Source organism: Mesorhizobium sp. B3-2-1 (assembly GCF_006439515.1).
Taxonomy (GTDB): domain Bacteria; phylum Pseudomonadota; class Alphaproteobacteria; order Rhizobiales; family Rhizobiaceae; genus Mesorhizobium.
On sequence record NZ_VFTI01000026.1, the window covers coordinates 1 to 15408 of the forward strand.

Here is a 15408-nt window from a genome sequence, read left to right on the forward strand (position 1 = left end):
GTAGGGGAGTAGGGGAGTAGGGGAGTAGGGGAAAAGTGTACACGCCGGAGACTGCAAACCTACTACCATACTCCCGTAACTCTACATCTTGTCGATCACCGACTGGACGCCTTCCGTCGGCGCGTCGACCGAGGACCCGGCCACCATGATGGCGGCGACGATTGCCTCCGGATCGTTGACGACCAGCGGCTTGACCCGTTGCGCCGTGTGAATGAAGCCCTCCGCCGCCATGTGGTCAAGCATCGCCGTCATCGGGTCCCAGAATCCGTTGATATTGCCGAAGACGATCGGCTTGCGGTGATGGCCGAGTTGCGCCCAGGTCATGATCTCGACGATCTCCTCGACTGTGCCGATGCCACCGGGCAGCGCCACAAAGGCGTCGGATTTCTCGAACATCTTGTGTTTGCGCTCGTGCATGTTGTCGGTGATCAGCAACTCGTCGAGCCGGTCAAGCGCGGTTTCGGTTGCTTCCTTGTTGATGAGGAAGCGCGGGATGATGCCCGTCACCTTGCCGCCGGCCTTGAGCGCGCCTTCGGCGACGGCGCCCATGATGCCTTTGGTGCCGCCGCCATAGACCAGCCGCAGTCCTGACTTGGCAATTGAGCGTCCAAGCAGGTGACCGGCCTTGACATAGATTTCATCGCGGCCCGGAGACGAGCCGCAATAGACGCAGACGGATCGAATCGTGTTCATACCGATGATTGGTGATTGGGTCTGAAAGCGCGGTCAAGCCCCAAGGGCTGAGAAGGCCGGGCTTTTTCTTGTCGGTCATGGCAAAACACGCTAGACCGGCGTTAGGTGGCTAAGGGGCAGGGAAGTACATGGCGATCAATCCATTGAAGGCGTTCTTGTTCGCGGCGGGTGGGACCGTCGCGGCCGCGGGAACCGCCTATGTATCGGGCGCACTCGACCCGTATCTTCATCGCACGCCGCCGGCGGAAGTCGCGGCGTTGACGCCGCCCGCGACGCCGAAGCCGGCCGATCCGGGCACGGAAGGGCGCCTGCCGGCTCCGGCGGTGCCGGCCGCTCCGGCCACGGCACCCCAGGCAGCAGCCCCGGCGGCGCCCGCAACCGATGCGGCGGCGCCTGCGGCGCCCGCGACGGCGGGTCCGATCGCCCCGACTTTCGACGTCGTGCGCGTCGAGGGCAACGGCTCGATCGTCATTGCCGGCAACGCGGCGCCCAACTCGAAGGTCGAAATCCTCAACGGCACGACGGTGATCGGCTCCACGGTGGCTGGTCCCGATGGCGCCTTTGTCATCGTGCTCGACGATCCGCTGAAGCCCGGCGACTATACAATCGCCTTGCGTTCGACGGTCGGCACGGTCGTGACCGCCTCGGCGCAGACCGCCGTGGTCTCGGTGCCGGCGAATGCGGCCGGCCAGGTGCTGGCCATGGTCGAGGAGCCAGGCAAACCGGCCGAACTGCTGACGGTCCCGGCGCCCGAGACAAAGCCTGCGCCGGCAACCGGCGACCAGGCTGCCGCTCCAGCGCCCGCCGTGCCGGCGGCGACCGCGCCAGGCGTGGTTGAAGCAAAGCCAGCTCCGGCGGCACCGGCCGCGCCCGCTGTGACCGAACCCAAGATCGTCGTCGAGGCGGTCGAGATCGAAGGCAACAAGATCTTTGTCGCCGGCCTCGCCGATCCGGGCCGCAAGGTGCGCGCCTATGCCAACGACATTCCGCTCGGCGACGCACAGACGTCGTCGGACGGCCATTTCCTGGTCGAGGCGACGCGCGACATTCCGGTCGGCAGCTACACCATCCACGTCGACGGCCTCGATGCCGACGGCGTGAAGGTGGTGGCTCGCGCCGCAGTGCCCTTCGAGCGCGAGGCGGGCGAGGCGGTCGCCGCCGTTGCACCCGCCGAGACCAAGCCTGCGGCCGCCGCTGCTCCGGCCGAGACCGCACCGGCCACCGATGCCCCGGCCGTCGTCGCGGCTGCCACGCCGCCGAGCGACGTGCCTGAAATCGTGTCGCCCAAGCTCGAACATGCCGCCGGCGCGGTCATCATTCGTCGCAACGATACGTTGTGGCGGATTTCACGGCGCGTCTATGGTCACGGCACGCGCTACTCCACCATATACCTCGCCAACCAGGACCAGATCAGGAATCCGAACCGCATCTGGCCGGGGCAGGTGTTCAAAGTCCCGGAAAAGTCGAAGGAAGGCGAAGCCGCCGACTTCAAGGCGATGGGTGAACAGGCGCCCACTGCACGGACGAAGACGGAATAGCGAGAGACCGGCAATTCCGGCGATCTACCCATCGGTCTAGCTTGCCCTGTCATCGGTCATCGTCTATCGCCGATGAACGATGACAGAGTGCATCCCCATACCAGACCACGCCGTCTCGGCACTGTCCGTCTGCATGCCGGACAGCCGCGCTGTCGCGGCGCGGTTCGCAGCACTTTCGCATCCGGCGCGGATCGAGATACTGAAGCATCTGTCCGCCAGCAATTCCTGCTGCTGCCGTGAGGTCGTCGACCATTTCGATCTGGCGCAGTCGACCATCTCCCAGCATCTGAAGATATTGGTCGAGGCCGGCCTGGTTCGGTTCGAGCCCGATCGTCAACGATCGCGCTATGCTGTCGATCGCGCGGCACTTGCCGATGTATCGGCATCACTGAGCGCACTCATCAAGTCCTGCTGCTCCGGCCGCTGACCCTCTCATCCAAAAGGCAAGAAAAGTGGCCGAAAAAACCGTATCCGCCGACACCTCGACACTCACGACATTGCGCAATCTCTGGCCCTATATGTGGCCGGCCGACCGCGCCGACCTGAGGGCACGGGTGACCTGGGCGACGCTGCTGCTGGTCGTGGCCAAGGTGACGCTGGTCGCCGGTCCCTATTTCTTCAAATGGGCAACCGATGCGCTGGCGGGAGGTTTCAAAACGCCCCCGCCGCTGCCGTCGTTCATGCTTGCCCCGGTGATGCTGGTCATTGCCTATAATGTACTGAGGCTCGTCCAGCTCGGCTTCAACCAGCTGCGCGACGCGCTGTTTGCCCGCGTCGGCCAGCATGCGGTGCGTCAGCTTGCCTTCCGCACGTTCGTGCACATGCATCAGCTGTCGTTGCGCTTCCACCTGGAGCGCCGCACCGGCGGCCTGTCGCGCATCATTGAGCGCGGCACCAAGGGCATCGAGACGATCGTGCGCTTCATCATGCTCAACACGGCGCCGACGATCCTCGAATTCGCGCTGACCGCCGGCATATTCGGCTTCACCTATGGCTGGAAATATGTGGCCGTGGTGGCGATCACCGTCTGCGTCTACGTCTGGTTCACCGTCAAGGCGAGCGACTGGCGCATCTCGATCCGCCGCGACATGAACGACAGCGACACCGACGCCAACACCAAGGCGATCGACTCGCTGCTCAATTTCGAGACGGTCAAATATTTCACCAATGAGCGCATGGAGGCCGAGCGCTTCGACCGCTCTATGGCGCGTTACGAGATCGCCGCCACCAAGACCTGGACCTCGCTCGGCTGGCTGAACTTTGGCCAGGGCTTCATCTTCGGTGTCGGCACGGTCGTCGTCATGTGCATGTCGGCGCTGGAGGTGCAGGCTGGCACCCAGAGCGTCGGCGATTTCGTTTTTATCAATGCCATGCTGGTGCAGCTTTCCGTGCCGCTCAACTTCATCGGCTTCATCTATCGCGAAATCCGGCAAGGGTTGACCGACATCGAGCACATGTTCGACCTGCTCGACGTGCCGCAGGAGATCATCGACAAGCCCAGCGCCAAGCCGCTGTCCGTCGGTGCCGGCAAGGTCGAGTTCCGAGACGTCCACTTTTCCTATGATCCGAACCGCAAGATCCTGAAGGGCGTCTCCTTCGAAGTGCCGGCCGGCAAGACGGTTGCCATTGTCGGGCCGTCGGGCGCGGGCAAGTCGACCATCTCGCGGCTGCTGTTCCGCTTCTACGACGTACAGGGTGGTCAGGTGCTGATCGACGGCCAGGATATCAGGGATGTGACGCAGGACAGCCTGCGCGCGGTACTCGGCATGGTGCCGCAGGACACCGTGCTGTTCAACGACACCATCGCCTACAACATCCGCTACGGCCGTGTCAGCGCCGGCGAGGAAGAGGTGCGCAAGGCCGCCGAACTCGCCCAGATCGGACCGTTCATCGAGAAGCTGCCCGACGGCTACAAGTCGATGGTCGGCGAGCGCGGGCTGAAGCTCTCCGGTGGCGAGAAGCAACGCGTGGCGATCGCCCGCACCATCCTGAAGGCACCGCCGATCCTGATGCTCGACGAAGCCACTTCGGCGCTCGACAGCCACACCGAGCAGGAGATCCAGGCCGCGCTCGACCTGGTCAGCAAGGGCCGCACCACCATCGTCATCGCCCACCGCCTGTCGACGGTGATTTCGGCCGACGAGATCATCGTGCTCAAGGATGGTCAGATCGCCGAGCGCGGCACCCATGTCGAGCTGATGCGAAAGCACGGCCTCTACGCCTCGATGTGGGACCGCCAGCGCGAGGCGACCGAAGCCGAAGAGCGGCTGCGCATTGCCCGGGAAAGCGACGAACTGGGTGTCGTAGTGCGCCGGCGCACGTCGGAGATGTCGTAGCTCGAAAAAAACCTCTTGACCTCAACTTAAGTTGAGATTGTAGACCGTGCCCGAGAGCCGAAAAACAGCATCCTCGAGGACGGAATCAAATGGATATCAGCGTTACGGATCAAAGTGTTAATGGCGGAAGCGTGTTTAGGGTCGACAAGTTCGTCGTACCCGCCAATGCTCGCGATGAGATCCTCGCAAAGGTGAAGATGACGCATGAGTTGCTGCGTCTGCAGCAAGGCTTCGTCCAGGATTTCCTGCTCGAGCAATTCTCCGGACCGGGGGAATTCAACCTCGTCACCATCGTCGAATGGGAAAGCCAGGCCGCCGTCGACAATGTGGTGCCGATCGTCAAGGCGGCGCACGAGCGCATAGCCTTCAACCCGCAGGAGACGATCGCCCGGCTCGGAGTGCGGGCTGATATCGCCAACTATCAGCGCGTGCCTGGACTCTAGGGAAAGCGCTACGCGCTTTTCCCGGGAAAACCGCTGCGCACTTTTCCTGGAATTGCCCTAGCCAGGCCAGCCCACGCCCGGTGCCGGCGCTTCAATGGCGAGCACCTGGCCGGTGCGGGCGTCGCTTGTCATATGCTCGAAGCCGCGCCACTCGGCGGCGGTGATGAACAGCGTTTTCCTGCCCGCACCGCCCAGCATGCAGGCAAAGCAGCCGCGATCGGCGATGACGGTCTGCAAGACGTCACCGCCTTCGCGCACCCGCACGCAGTGCTTGTTGGGAACATCCGCGTACCAGACAGTCCCTTCGGCATCGAGGCAGATGCCGTCGGGATATCCGTCGAGTTCAGCCCAGATGCGTCGGTTGGACAAAGCGCCGTCGGCGGCGATGTCGAAAGCGGTCAGCCTGTTGGCGTGGGATTCGGCGATGATCAGCGTCTTGTTGTCAGGGGTCACCGCCATGCCGTTGGCGAAGGCGATGGTGTCCGCCACTTGCCTGACCTTTCCATCCGGTGTGACCAAGACGATGGTGCCGGAGCCGAAATGCTGGTCGTGTGCCGGCGCGGGCCCGCCGCCATTGACATAGATGTTGCCCCGCCCATCGACGACGATCTCGTTCCATGGACTCTTCGACAGGCCGCGCAGATCGGCGTGGGTGACGAGCGAGCCATCGGCTTCCTGCCGCAACAGCAGGCCCTCGCGGCCTGAGACAACCAGCAGACGACCATCCGGCAGCCAGTCGATGGAGTAGGGCAGCACAGCCGGAACCCTGAGCATGATCTCGCTGTTGCCGTGCGCATCGACGGCAATGATCTCGCCGGTGCCCCAGTTGCAGACCCACAGGCGTCCATCATGCCAACGCGGCGATTCGCCGAAGGCGAGACCTTCCATGACGATATGCGCTTTGTTGCCGGATGATATTCGCATGATCAGGAACCTCCGTTGCGCGCGTCATCAGCCCTGTGATGAGGCGCTTCTCACCAAGGACGGGCGAGAAGACGATTTGCCGACAGCGGGCTTAATGTTTTTCGCTCACGAAGAAACACTCCATCGGCGTGACCGTTGGCGCCGCATGATGGCGGGTCTCAATTGCCATCCTTGATGACAAGCGCCTCGCCATCGCGGCGGAAGCTGAAGACAAACCCGCGCCGCCCATTGTCGCGTTGCGGGCAGGGGGTGTTTCGGCTATTGAGGCCGGACCTGAAACAGGGACCGCCCCATGAGCCTTGTCGACACGGTCAAGAACGCGTTCGTACCGATCCATCGCGAAGGTTATCCCTTCATCGCCGCCTTTGGCGCGGCGACGCTGTTCCTCGGCTATTTCTCCTCGATCCTCTTCTGGATCGGCCTGATCCTGACCGCCTGGTGCGTCTATTTCTTCCGCGATCCCGAGCGCGTCACGCCCGTCGATGATCGTCTCGTGGTGAGCCCCGCCGATGGCATCATCTCGGCGGTGGGACCTGCCGTGCCACCGCGCGAGCTTAGCCTCGGCAATGTCGAGATGACCCGCATCTCCGTGTTCATGAACGTCTTTTCCTGCCACGTGAACCGCTCTCCGGTGCGCGGCCGCATTGCCAAGATCGAGCATCGCCCCGGAAAGTTCCTCAATGCCGAGCTGGACAAGGCGAGCACCGAAAATGAGCGCAACGGCCTTGTCATCGAGAGCCCCAACGGCACGGTGGCGGCAGTCCAGATCGCCGGACTGGTGGCGCGCCGTATTGTCTGCTGGACCGAGGCCGGCGCTTCGATCGGCACAGGCGAGCGTTTCGGCCTGATCCGTTTCGGCTCGCGCGTCGACGTATTCCTGCCTTTGACCGCCACGCCGCGCGTTGCCGTTGGCCAGACCGCGGTCGGCGGCGAAACGGTGCTGGCCGAATTCGGCGGGATCGCCGGCACGCCCCTCGTGCGGATTTCCTGACGGTGGGCACGCAGTATAAAAAATTCGAAGCCCATGCCAGCGGCGGTCCGCGCATCCGCGAGATCCCGATGCGCATGGTGCTGCCTAATCTCGTCACCGTGCTTGCCATCTGCGCCGGCTTGTCGGGTATCCGTTTCGCTTTCGAAAATCGCTTTGAAACTGCGGTGGTGATGGTGCTGCTGGCCGCTTTTCTCGACGGCATCGATGGCCGCCTGGCTCGCATGCTGAAGGCGACCTCCAAATTCGGCGCGCAGATGGATTCGCTGGCCGACATCGTCAATTTCGGTGTCGCGCCGGCCCTGGTGCTCTATGCCTTCCTGCTCGACCGTGCCGGCTCGCCGGGCTGGATCGCGGCACTGCTGTTTGCGATTGCCTGCGGGCTTAGGCTCGCGCGCTTCAACGTGCTCGACGACGAGAAGACCGAACGCCCAATATGGCAGTCCGAATATTTCGTCGGTGTGCCGGCGCCGGCGGGCGCCGTGCTGGTGATGCTGCCGCTCTACCTCTATTTCCTGCGCCTTGGAGTGGAGCCCAGCAGGCCGGCCGCCTTCGTCGCCACAGGCTTCACCATCCTGGTCGCCTTCCTGCTGGTCAGCCGGTTGCCGGTCTATTCCGGCAAGAGCATCAAAATCCCCGGCGACAGGGTGCTGCCGGTCATCCTCGCCGTCGTGCTCTACATCCTACTGCTGATGACCTACCCCTGGTACACGCTGACGGCATCGGTGGCGGGCTACCTGATCTTCCTGCCGTTTTCCGTGCGCGCCTATTCCAAGCGCGCCAGGCTGGAGGGCGAGAAGGTGCCGCCTTCGGATATAGGTTAGGGCCTCAGGCCCCGGATCAGCAAATCGGTCCAGGCGGACGCGAAGCGGTCGTCGCTGACCTCGATCGAGCGCTCGGTCCAGATCGCTTCGAAGACGCGGAACATGGCGACGCTGCCGACGATGACGGCGGCGACCGCGTCGCTGTCATGGGGGCGCAGTTCGCCCTGGCGCTGACGCTCCCGCAGCCATTCGGCGACTGCGTGGTAGGTGTTCTGCATGATCTCGCCACGCGCCGAGGCCTTCAATTCCGGGAAGTGCTCGAGATCGCGCCACAGGATTCTGAGCATGTCGCGATTCGCGCCGAGTTTTTCCAGCATGCCCTCCACGACCCGGCGCGCCCCCTGATCGACAGCAAGCGCCTGTTCGCCAAGCTCGGCCCGTCCCTCCCGTGCCGTTCCGACAAACCGGTCGATAGCCGCGGCAAGCAGCGCTTCCTTCGAGGGAAAGTGCTTGTAGAGCGCACCCGAGCCACGCGACAGGCCGGCGGCCTCCTGAATTTCGGGAACGCTGGTTCGGTCATAACCGCGCTCGGCGAACAGGCGGATGGCTTCGCGTAGAATGCGCTCGCGTCCTGCGGATGGCGGCTTCATGGCTGTTCCTGTTCACTCCGATCCTGGTGGCGGGGATTCGGCGTCCGACAATAACATCCCCGTGCGAAATCAAGGATCGCTCACGGCGCGCCTCCGCCCTGCTCGGAAAGCCATGCCTTCCATGTTCTTTCTCCCAGCCGCTCGCTGGTTTCGACAAGGCCCAGGGCAAGGCTTATCTTTCGACTGACCGGAAACGGCAGAATGAGACGCCGCAGCCCGAGCACATCGCGATATTGTCGAGCGAATGTCGAAAACGGCATCACTTCGGGTCCGCCAATCTGCGGGCGGACGCCGCGTTCTCCATCGCTGACAGCCTGGGCCAGATAGCTGGCGACGTCGCGCGTATCGACGGTATTTGAGGGCGAGGTCGGCAGCGGCCAGACCGGCAGCCATCTCAGCCCGGCCAGCATCTGCGCCAGAAGGTAAAAGAATGGGGTCGCGCGGATGACCGACCACGAGAGCGGCGACGTCCGCACAAGCTGCTCGCCCGCCAGCTTCACGCGGCTATAGGGCAGGGTGCTGAAGTCGAGGCCGACGATCGACACGAAGATGAAATGTGAGACATCGGCGCGCTGCGATGCGGCAAGCAGCCGCCGCGTGCCCTCGACGTCGACATCCGACGGACTGGAGAAGAAATCGATCGGCCGCATACCGCGCCTGGCGATCGGCGACAGCGTCGCTGCATGGATGACCGTATCGATGCCGCCAAGGGCTTCTTCGACGCCTTCGCCCGTTGCGAGATCGCCGAGCGCCCATTCCACGGAGCGGTCCGGCCCGGCTTTCCTGGCCAGCAACCTGACGGCGTGCCCGGACGCAGTCAGTGCCGGCACGAGATCGCGTCCGAGATGTCCGGTGCCGCCGGTGACGAGGACTTTTGCCATTCGGGATCTCTTTCCCGTGCAAAGGAGGTGTCATATCGCGCTGGCTGAAACAGGCATGCCCAGCGTCTCTTGGCTCGGTGAGTGAGTAATCCCTCACCGATGATTTGTCCATCTGAATGGCTGCGTCACGACGGCGCAGTCTCGGTCAGGCGATCCCGAAAGGGGGCGTTTATACGAGTCTGGCGTGGGCGATCACTAAGCTGCGACGCCAAACCCCAGCCGGTCGATCGCCAGCTTCCTGGTCGACACATAATCGGTCTTGCCCGAACCGAGCACCGGGATTTCTTCGACCTTGACGATGTCGTTTGGCACCATCAGTTCGGCCGCTCCGGCCTTTTTGCCGAACTGTCGCAGTTCCTCTGCGCTCGCATCGTCAGCGGTGGTGACCAGCACGATGCGCTCGCCGCGCCTCTTGTCCGGCACCGCCACCGCCGCGTGGCGTTCTTCCGGCCAAAGCGACTGCACCAGCATCTCGACCGCGCCCAGTGACACCATCTCGCCGGCGATCTTGGCGAAGCGCTTAGCGCGTCCGCGAATGCTGATGAAGCCTTCGCGGTCGACGGCGACGATGTCGCCCGTGTCGTGCCAGCCGGTCAGGGGCTGTAGCTCGCCGGGGCGATCCGCGGTCATGTAGCCCATCATCATGTTCGGTCCTTCGAGCCACAACTGGCCGGCATCATTGATGCCTTCGACCGGCTCCAGCTTCATGCGGATGGCCGGCAGCAACCGCCCGACCGTGCCGTCGCGCCCATGGATCGCGGTGTTGACGGCAACCACGGGTGCGGCCTCGGTCAGTCCGAAGCCTTCGATGATCTCGGCCTGGAAGCGTTCGCGATAGACGCGGCGGGTATCCGGCTTCACCGCCTCGGCGCCGGCGACGACGAAGCGCAGGCTGGAGAAATCCCCGTCCTTGGCGGTGCGCGCATAGTTGGCGAGGAACGTGTCGGTGCCGAACATGATGGTCGGTTTCACCTTGCGCGCGATCTCGGGGATGATCTTGTAATGGAGAGGCGAGGGATAGAGGAACAGTTTTACCCCGGTGACCAGCGGCAGGATGGTGCCGCCCGTCAGGCCGAACGAATGGAACACCGGCAGCACGTTGAGCAGGATGTCCGCCGGCGAGATGGTGATGCGCGCCTCGGCCTGCATGGCATTGGCGAGAAGGTTCTTTTGCGACAAAACGACCGCCTTCGGCGTGCCCTCGGAACCCGAGGTGAACAGGATCACGCCCGGCTTGGCTGCATCCTGCCGCTGCAGCGGCAGGCGCCACAGCAAGGCGGCCGCAAGCTTGTCCAGCGTGGTGACGCTGGTCCGCAGATCCTCCAGCCACAGCAGCCTGGCGCCGCCCTTTTCGACCGCCGCGACGACATCGGCGAGATCGGCCTTCTCGACGAAGGCGCGTGAAGAGACGACGGTGCGGATGACGGCCGTGCGGACCGCCGCGGTGACGCTCGCCGGCCCGGCCGTGTAGTTGATCATCGCCGCCACTCGGCCCGCCGACAGAAGGCCGACGAACGACAATACGACGCCGTTGGCGTTGGGCAGCATCACTCCCACCGCTTCGCCCGGCGCCGTCACCGCCTCGAAGCGCCTGCCCAGCACGCGCGCGCCGATGAACATCTTGCGGTAGCTCAAGGCCCCCGAGATGACATCTTCGATGATGGTGTGCGAGGCGCCGACACGGTCAGCGGCATCGCGCATGGCCAGGAACAGGCCGCGATCGAGGTCGGTGCCGAAAAGCCGGGCCTCGGCGACGCGGTCGAACAGCGCATTGGTATTCGAGGCCTGGTCCGGGTTGCGCGCCACCAGTTCGGCGATCGTCATCGGCTCCAGAACACTGATCGAGAGCCGTGGAAACCAGTGACGCGGTGCCTTGTCCCTAGGTGTCAGCGAGACCGGCAGATTGCGTGCACCGGCGACGAAGATCGGCACCATGCGGGCATCGGCCTGCATGGCGATGCGGGTGACGGCGCGAAACAGCCGAAACGTCTTGACGTCGGGCTCGACCGCGTCCGGCAGGTAGACGGCCAACCGGCCCTTGCCCTTCAGCACGCGCACCAGCCGGCGGCTGACGAAGACATGTTCGGCGTTGAAGGCAATGGTGCGGCCAAGTTCGCGCCAGGGTTCGAGCCAAGGCGAGCGCGCCGAAACCTCGTCGAGTATATGCAGCGTGTCGTCGGGCAGCAGCGACAGCATCAGCGCCGGCTCGAAGCGCGACTGGTGCGAGATGACATAGATGACCGGCACCTGCGCCTTGCGGGCGACCCTGATGCGATTGTCGCTGATCCGGTAGGCGAGCTTGAACGGCACGTAGAGCAGCGCCTGGGTGAAGCGCAGGCCGAGGCGGAATTTCTCAACCGCCCCGATCAGCAGCAAGGCCACAACCAGACCCGCAAGCAGCGCCAGTGTCAGGATCATACCGCGTCTCTCCCAACGATTTTGTCATTGCGGCTCTTGTACGGCCGCTTCCGGGGGCAGAGCCTAGCGGAAGTCGAGGCAAGGTCAATGCGGAAGGGGCGCCCTCACGCCGCCTTCAGCCGCCCGCTGATGAAACGGAACTCCTGCGTCTTGCCGCCATAGCCATAGGCGGCTGCCGGGACCTCGTGCACGAAAGCATAGCTTTCCTGGTGCACGCCGCCCAGCAGGCGGCCAAAGGCGTCGAAGATCGTCTTGAGATAGGCCTCCAGTTCGAGCTTGGTGTTGGTGCCGTCGACCACCTTGATGTCGAGCCAGAATGTGTTGGTGCCGTGCTCGGCGAGCGACTTGCCGCCGGCGAACCAGTGCTGTGGGTCGAGATAGGAAACGGCAACCGCGGTGAGCGTCGGGTCCTTGCGCAGATGCGCGGCGGTGATCTCGGTTATTTCTCTGGCGATCTCGGCGGACAGGGTGGCGTCCGGCTTGCCGGTGACGCCGACATTGATGATGGGCATTTTTCTTCTCCTTTGTTTGACCGGCGTCGGTCGCCGTCGGAGAGACCGTGCCATCATTCCAGGATCAAAAAAATCGAATTGTTTTCAACTTAAGATTCGATAGTATCGAATTATGGAAACGCTCGATCCCGACCTCCTCAGAACCTTCCTTGCGTTCGTCGACAGCGGTTCGCTGGCGCAGGCGGCGGCCAATGTCGGCCGCTCACCGTCGGCGGTAACGGCGCAGATGCAGCGTCTGGAGGAGATAGTCGGCGAGCCGCTTCTGGCGCCGCAGGGCAGGGGGCGCGGCCTGACGCCCACAGGCGAGGACCTCGTCGGCCACGCCAGGCGCATTCTTGCGGTACATCGCGAGGCTTGGCTCGCGCTGAAAGGCGCACGCGCTGCCGGGCGCGTCGCCATCGGCACGACACAGGATTTCGCCGATAGCGGCCTGCCGGACCTGTTGCGTGCATTCGCCACCAGCCATCCGCGCGTCAGGCTCGAACTGCGTGTCGGCCGCTCCGCCGAACTGGCGCAGGCGCTGGAGGCCGGTAGCCTCGATCTGGCGACCGTCATGCGGCGGACGGCGGCGCCGGACGAGGTCGGCGTGCTGCGCGAGCCGATGATATGGCTGTGTTCGAGCAAGGGGCTGGCCTCGCGGCAGGAAGAATTGCCGCTGGCGCTGCTCGATCCCTATTGCGGGTTTCGCGAGGCGGCACTCGCCGCGCTCGATGCCGCGGGCCGCCGCTATCGCATCGCCGCCGGCAGTGCCAGCCTGGCCGGCCTGCGCACCGCGGTGAATGCCGGCGTGGCGCTGACCTTGCGAACCCCCCGCTTTGCCCATTCCGGCATTGTCGAGGCGCCCCGCGAACTTGGCCTGCCGCCTGTTCCGATGGCTGAGTTCGCGATCCGGCTGCGCGTCGGCGCCGATGCGTCCGCGAACGATCTGGCGGCGTTGCTGGCTGCCAACCTGGCTCTCTCCGGATCGCCTGGTTGATTTCAGCGAGGCCGCATTCCGCTATCAGCCTGTTGGCAAGGAAAAGCCGACCTGCGGTCGAGCCGGTCTACACAAAGAAAAAGCCGACCTTGCGGTCGGGCTGGTCTTGGCAAAGAAAAAGCCGACCTTGCGGTCGGCTTGGAGGTAGGACGGGCCGAGGGGTTTGGGGGGACTTGGGGGGTGGCCCGTCGCACCAACAATGTCCGGGCAAGGTGATGGTTCCGTGACTTCCGAAATTTTTTAAGAAATATCTGACGACGCTTGCCGGGAGCGTGCCATCAGCCAGTCGCGGCCGGCGTGGGCAAAGACCGCGCAGAGCACGATCGCGCCGCCGACCATGCTGGCCACCGGGGGTATTTCGGCCAGGAACAGAAATGCAAACAAGATCGCGAACGGCACTTCCGCCGAGCCGAGCAGGCCGGATTCAGGCGCCGGGATAAGCCGCGAGCCTTCCGTCCACAGGATGGAAGCCAGCGCGAAGGACGCGCCGAACGTGGCAAGCAGAACCGAGTCCCTTGCTGAGACCGCCAGGGGATCGGTGACGAACCAGCCGAGTATGAACAACAGAAAGGCCGAAACCGCGCCGGCCCACACCACAGGCGTGTCGCGGAAGGCGCGCACCATGATCATGTAGAGCGCACTGCCGGCCGTCATCAGCAGCGCCAGCCCGTCGCCGAACAGGTTGCCGGTGCCGAAACCCGACCACACCATGATGGCGACCCCGCACAGCGACACGGCCGCGGCCACCATCGTTTGCAGGCGGAAAGGCTCGCGCACCAGCATCCAGGCCAGTACGGCGGCAATGAAGGGCGAGGTCGCGTAGATCACCGCGACATTGGCGACGAAAGTAAACTTGAAAGCCGAAATGAAGGCGATGCTGGCCAGCGCGCCTTCTACCGCCAGCAGCCAGCCGCGCCAGCCAAGCCGCAGCGGTTCGCGGTTGCCGGCACGGCGGCGGCGCCACAGCACGTAGAGGCTGATCAGGATCGCGCCGACAAAGCCGCGCCAGCAGGTGATCGTCAGCGGATCGGCATGGATCGACTTGGTCAGCACGCCGGTCAGGCCGAATACAGCCGCCGAGGATGACACGAGAATGATGCCCAGCGTGCGCTCGGCGACAGTGTCGGTGGTGGCTGTCAGATCAGTCATGCCGCAAGACTACGCCACTCCATCCTGACATCGTAGCGTCAGCAATAACGAACATCAAAGCCGCTTGCGAAAATGCTCGCCGCCGACGATCAGCAGGCCGGCGGCGACGATAAGGGCAGCACCCAGAAAGACCTCGCGGCGCGGCACGTCGCCCCAGATCGCGAAGCCGAGCGCGAACGCCCACAACAGTGAGGTGTATTCCAATGGCGCCAGGATCGATGCCGGCGTGCGCTTCATGCCTTCGAAGAGAAGATATTGCGCCATGCCGCCGAGTGCACCGACGCCGGCAAGAAGCAGCAATTGCGTCGGGTCCGGCGTATGCCACCACAACAAAGCCGGCACCGCCGAAAACACCAGGAAATAGAAATTGTTGAGGAGCAGCTGGATCATCGAGCGCTCGGTAAGCGCGGTCTTGCGCAGGAGCACGATGGCGATGCCCCACAGGAAGGCCGCCGTCAGCACCAACAACACGGGTACCGACAGGCCGAGATGGGCGGGGTCGCAGGCGACAAAGACGCCGACAAAGCCGATCAGAACCGCCAGCCAGCGCAGAACAGGCACCTTTTCGCCGAGCAGGGCCACCGAAAGCACGGTGACGATGATCGGGGCCGCGTAATAGACGGTGGTCAGTTCGGCGAGCTGCAGGCTGCGGGCGGCATTGTAATAGCAAAGCCATGCGGCAAGCGTGAAGGCACTGCGCACCAGCATAGGCCGCACGATCGGCGAGCGCACCGTGTCGGCGAACAGCGCCCGCCCACCGATGGCCGCGCAGGCACCAAGAATGGTGATGCTGCGGAAAAACATGATCTGCCAGACGGTCATGCCGGTGACCAGCAGCTTGATCGAGGCATCCTGCGTCGAAAACAACAAGTAGGCGGCGCCGGTCAAAAAGATGCCGGCGAGAACCCTTTCGCGTGTGTCGAGAATGGCGATATCGGCCATAAGGCGTGCGCCTGCTTGAGTGAAGGCGGCTCCAGCCCCAGTCGGCTCCGCTCCTGCCAGCTATACGGGCGAAATCCCGCACGGCGCTGCTCCAGCGCCGTGCTTGCGTTTGGGGCAGGGAACGGCGGCGCGAAATACAGCCTGTCCCGGATGCGGCTTCTGGCGCGGCACGGCTGATTGGTTTAGCATCGTCG

The 15408-nt window shown here is 64.1% G+C and carries 15 protein-coding genes; 7 read left to right on the forward strand and 8 right to left on the reverse strand.

The features are described 5' to 3' along the window. Positions 1–81: 81 nt before the first annotated feature. The gene (locus FJW08_RS23630) at positions 82–693 is read right to left on the reverse strand and encodes a TIGR00730 family Rossman fold protein (RefSeq protein WP_140759323.1); all 612 of its coding nucleotides are present in this window, start codon (positions 691–693) and stop codon (positions 82–84) included. A 128-nt stretch (positions 694–821) separates the two neighbouring features. On the opposite strand from FJW08_RS23630, the gene FJW08_RS23635 reads away from it, so the two are divergent. The 4 genes from FJW08_RS23635 (at position 822) to FJW08_RS23650 (ending at position 5010) form a co-directional block, all read left to right on the forward strand. Next, complete coding sequence (locus FJW08_RS23635; protein ID WP_140812515.1) at positions 822–2231, forward strand: LysM peptidoglycan-binding domain-containing protein; 1410 nt, start codon at positions 822–824, stop codon at positions 2229–2231. 79 nt (positions 2232–2310) lie between these two features. Then, positions 2311–2658: a metalloregulator ArsR/SmtB family transcription factor gene (locus FJW08_RS23640; RefSeq protein WP_181183025.1), complete on the forward strand. Its 348-nt coding sequence runs from the start codon at positions 2311–2313 to the stop codon at positions 2656–2658. A 25-nt stretch (positions 2659–2683) separates the two neighbouring features. Then, on the forward strand, positions 2684–4567 hold the full coding sequence (locus tag FJW08_RS23645) for an ABC transporter ATP-binding protein/permease (RefSeq protein WP_140759327.1): 1884 nt from the start codon (positions 2684–2686) through the stop codon (positions 4565–4567). Between the two features lie 89 nt (positions 4568–4656). Next, positions 4657–5010, forward strand: a complete 354-nt coding sequence (locus FJW08_RS23650) for an antibiotic biosynthesis monooxygenase (RefSeq protein WP_181178640.1) — start codon at positions 4657–4659, stop codon at positions 5008–5010. Positions 5011–5067: 57 nt separating this feature from the next. Here FJW08_RS23650 and FJW08_RS23655 read toward each other — a convergent pair whose 3' ends face one another. Then, entirely contained in the window at positions 5068–5934 is an 867-nt protein-coding gene (locus FJW08_RS23655) for an SMP-30/gluconolactonase/LRE family protein (protein WP_140812516.1), read from the reverse strand. A 292-nt stretch (positions 5935–6226) separates the two neighbouring features. On the opposite strand from FJW08_RS23655, the gene FJW08_RS23660 reads away from it, so the two are divergent. Beyond that, positions 6227–6925 (forward strand): phosphatidylserine decarboxylase, encoded by a 699-nt coding sequence (locus FJW08_RS23660; RefSeq protein ID WP_140812517.1) that lies wholly within the window; start codon positions 6227–6229, stop codon positions 6923–6925. A 2-nt stretch (positions 6926–6927) separates the two neighbouring features. Continuing rightward, positions 6928–7746, forward strand: a complete 819-nt coding sequence (locus tag FJW08_RS23665) for a phosphatidylcholine/phosphatidylserine synthase (protein ID WP_140759333.1) — start codon at positions 6928–6930, stop codon at positions 7744–7746. Here FJW08_RS23665 and FJW08_RS23670 read toward each other — a convergent pair. The 4 genes from FJW08_RS23670 to FJW08_RS23685 form a co-directional block, all read right to left on the reverse strand. Next, positions 7743–8336, reverse strand: a complete 594-nt coding sequence (locus FJW08_RS23670) for a TetR/AcrR family transcriptional regulator (RefSeq protein WP_140812518.1) — start codon at positions 8334–8336, stop codon at positions 7743–7745. The genes FJW08_RS23665 and FJW08_RS23670 overlap by 4 nt on opposite strands. 80 nt (positions 8337–8416) lie before the next feature. Continuing rightward, entirely contained in the window at positions 8417–9217 is an 801-nt protein-coding gene (locus FJW08_RS23675; RefSeq protein ID WP_140812519.1) for an NAD(P)H-binding protein, read from the reverse strand. A 195-nt stretch (positions 9218–9412) separates the two neighbouring features. Further along, positions 9413–11635 carry an AMP-binding protein gene (locus FJW08_RS23680; RefSeq protein WP_140812520.1) on the reverse strand — a complete coding sequence of 741 codons (2223 nt, stop codon included), beginning with the start codon at positions 11633–11635 and terminating at the stop codon, positions 9413–9415. 104 nt (positions 11636–11739) lie between these two features. Continuing rightward, positions 11740–12147, reverse strand: coding sequence for a 4-oxalocrotonate tautomerase family protein (locus FJW08_RS23685; RefSeq protein ID WP_140812521.1), 408 nt, complete (start codon positions 12145–12147; stop codon positions 11740–11742). Between the two features lie 112 nt (positions 12148–12259). Here FJW08_RS23685 and FJW08_RS23690 point away from each other — a divergent pair, with 112 nt between their 5' ends. Beyond that, positions 12260–13123, forward strand: a complete 864-nt coding sequence (locus tag FJW08_RS23690; RefSeq protein ID WP_140812522.1) for a LysR substrate-binding domain-containing protein — start codon at positions 12260–12262, stop codon at positions 13121–13123. Positions 13124–13363: 240 nt separating this feature from the next. Here the strand turns inward: FJW08_RS23690 and FJW08_RS23695 are convergent, their stop codons facing one another. Together FJW08_RS23695 and FJW08_RS23700 are read right to left on the reverse strand one after the other, a co-directional pair. Continuing rightward, a complete protein-coding gene (locus tag FJW08_RS23695) occupies positions 13364–14272 on the reverse strand; it encodes a DMT family transporter (RefSeq protein ID WP_140812523.1) in 909 nt (302 codons plus the stop codon). A 54-nt stretch (positions 14273–14326) separates the two neighbouring features. After that, positions 14327–15214: a DMT family transporter gene (locus FJW08_RS23700; RefSeq protein WP_140812524.1), complete on the reverse strand. Its 888-nt coding sequence runs from the start codon at positions 15212–15214 to the stop codon at positions 14327–14329. Between the last annotated feature and the right edge of the window lie 194 nt (positions 15215–15408).

What these genes read in the sequence shown, in the direction of transcription:
- FJW08_RS23630 (WP_140759323.1), bottom strand. Translation starts at nt 693, where the DNA reads ATGAACACGATTCGATCCGTCTGCGTCTATTGCGGCTCGTCTCCGGGC.
- FJW08_RS23635 (WP_140812515.1), top strand. Translation starts at nt 822, where the DNA reads ATGGCGATCAATCCATTGAAGGCGTTCTTGTTCGCGGCGGGTGGGACC.
- FJW08_RS23640 (WP_181183025.1), top strand. Translation starts at nt 2,311, where the DNA reads ATGACAGAGTGCATCCCCATACCAGACCACGCCGTCTCGGCACTGTCC.
- FJW08_RS23650 (WP_181178640.1), top strand. Translation starts at nt 4,657, where the DNA reads ATGGATATCAGCGTTACGGATCAAAGTGTTAATGGCGGAAGCGTGTTT.
- FJW08_RS23655 (WP_140812516.1), bottom strand. Translation starts at nt 5,934, where the DNA reads ATGCGAATATCATCCGGCAACAAAGCGCATATCGTCATGGAAGGTCTC.
- FJW08_RS23660 (WP_140812517.1), top strand. Translation starts at nt 6,227, where the DNA reads ATGAGCCTTGTCGACACGGTCAAGAACGCGTTCGTACCGATCCATCGC.
- FJW08_RS23670 (WP_140812518.1), bottom strand. Translation starts at nt 8,336, where the DNA reads ATGAAGCCGCCATCCGCAGGACGCGAGCGCATTCTACGCGAAGCCATC.
- FJW08_RS23675 (WP_140812519.1), bottom strand. Translation starts at nt 9,217, where the DNA reads ATGGCAAAAGTCCTCGTCACCGGCGGCACCGGACATCTCGGACGCGAT.
- FJW08_RS23680 (WP_140812520.1), bottom strand. Translation starts at nt 11,635, where the DNA reads ATGATCCTGACACTGGCGCTGCTTGCGGGTCTGGTTGTGGCCTTGCTG.
- FJW08_RS23685 (WP_140812521.1), bottom strand. Translation starts at nt 12,147, where the DNA reads ATGCCCATCATCAATGTCGGCGTCACCGGCAAGCCGGACGCCACCCTG.
- FJW08_RS23690 (WP_140812522.1), top strand. Translation starts at nt 12,260, where the DNA reads ATGGAAACGCTCGATCCCGACCTCCTCAGAACCTTCCTTGCGTTCGTC.
- FJW08_RS23695 (WP_140812523.1), bottom strand. Translation starts at nt 14,272, where the DNA reads ATGACTGATCTGACAGCCACCACCGACACTGTCGCCGAGCGCACGCTG.
- FJW08_RS23700 (WP_140812524.1), bottom strand. Translation starts at nt 15,214, where the DNA reads ATGGCCGATATCGCCATTCTCGACACACGCGAAAGGGTTCTCGCCGGC.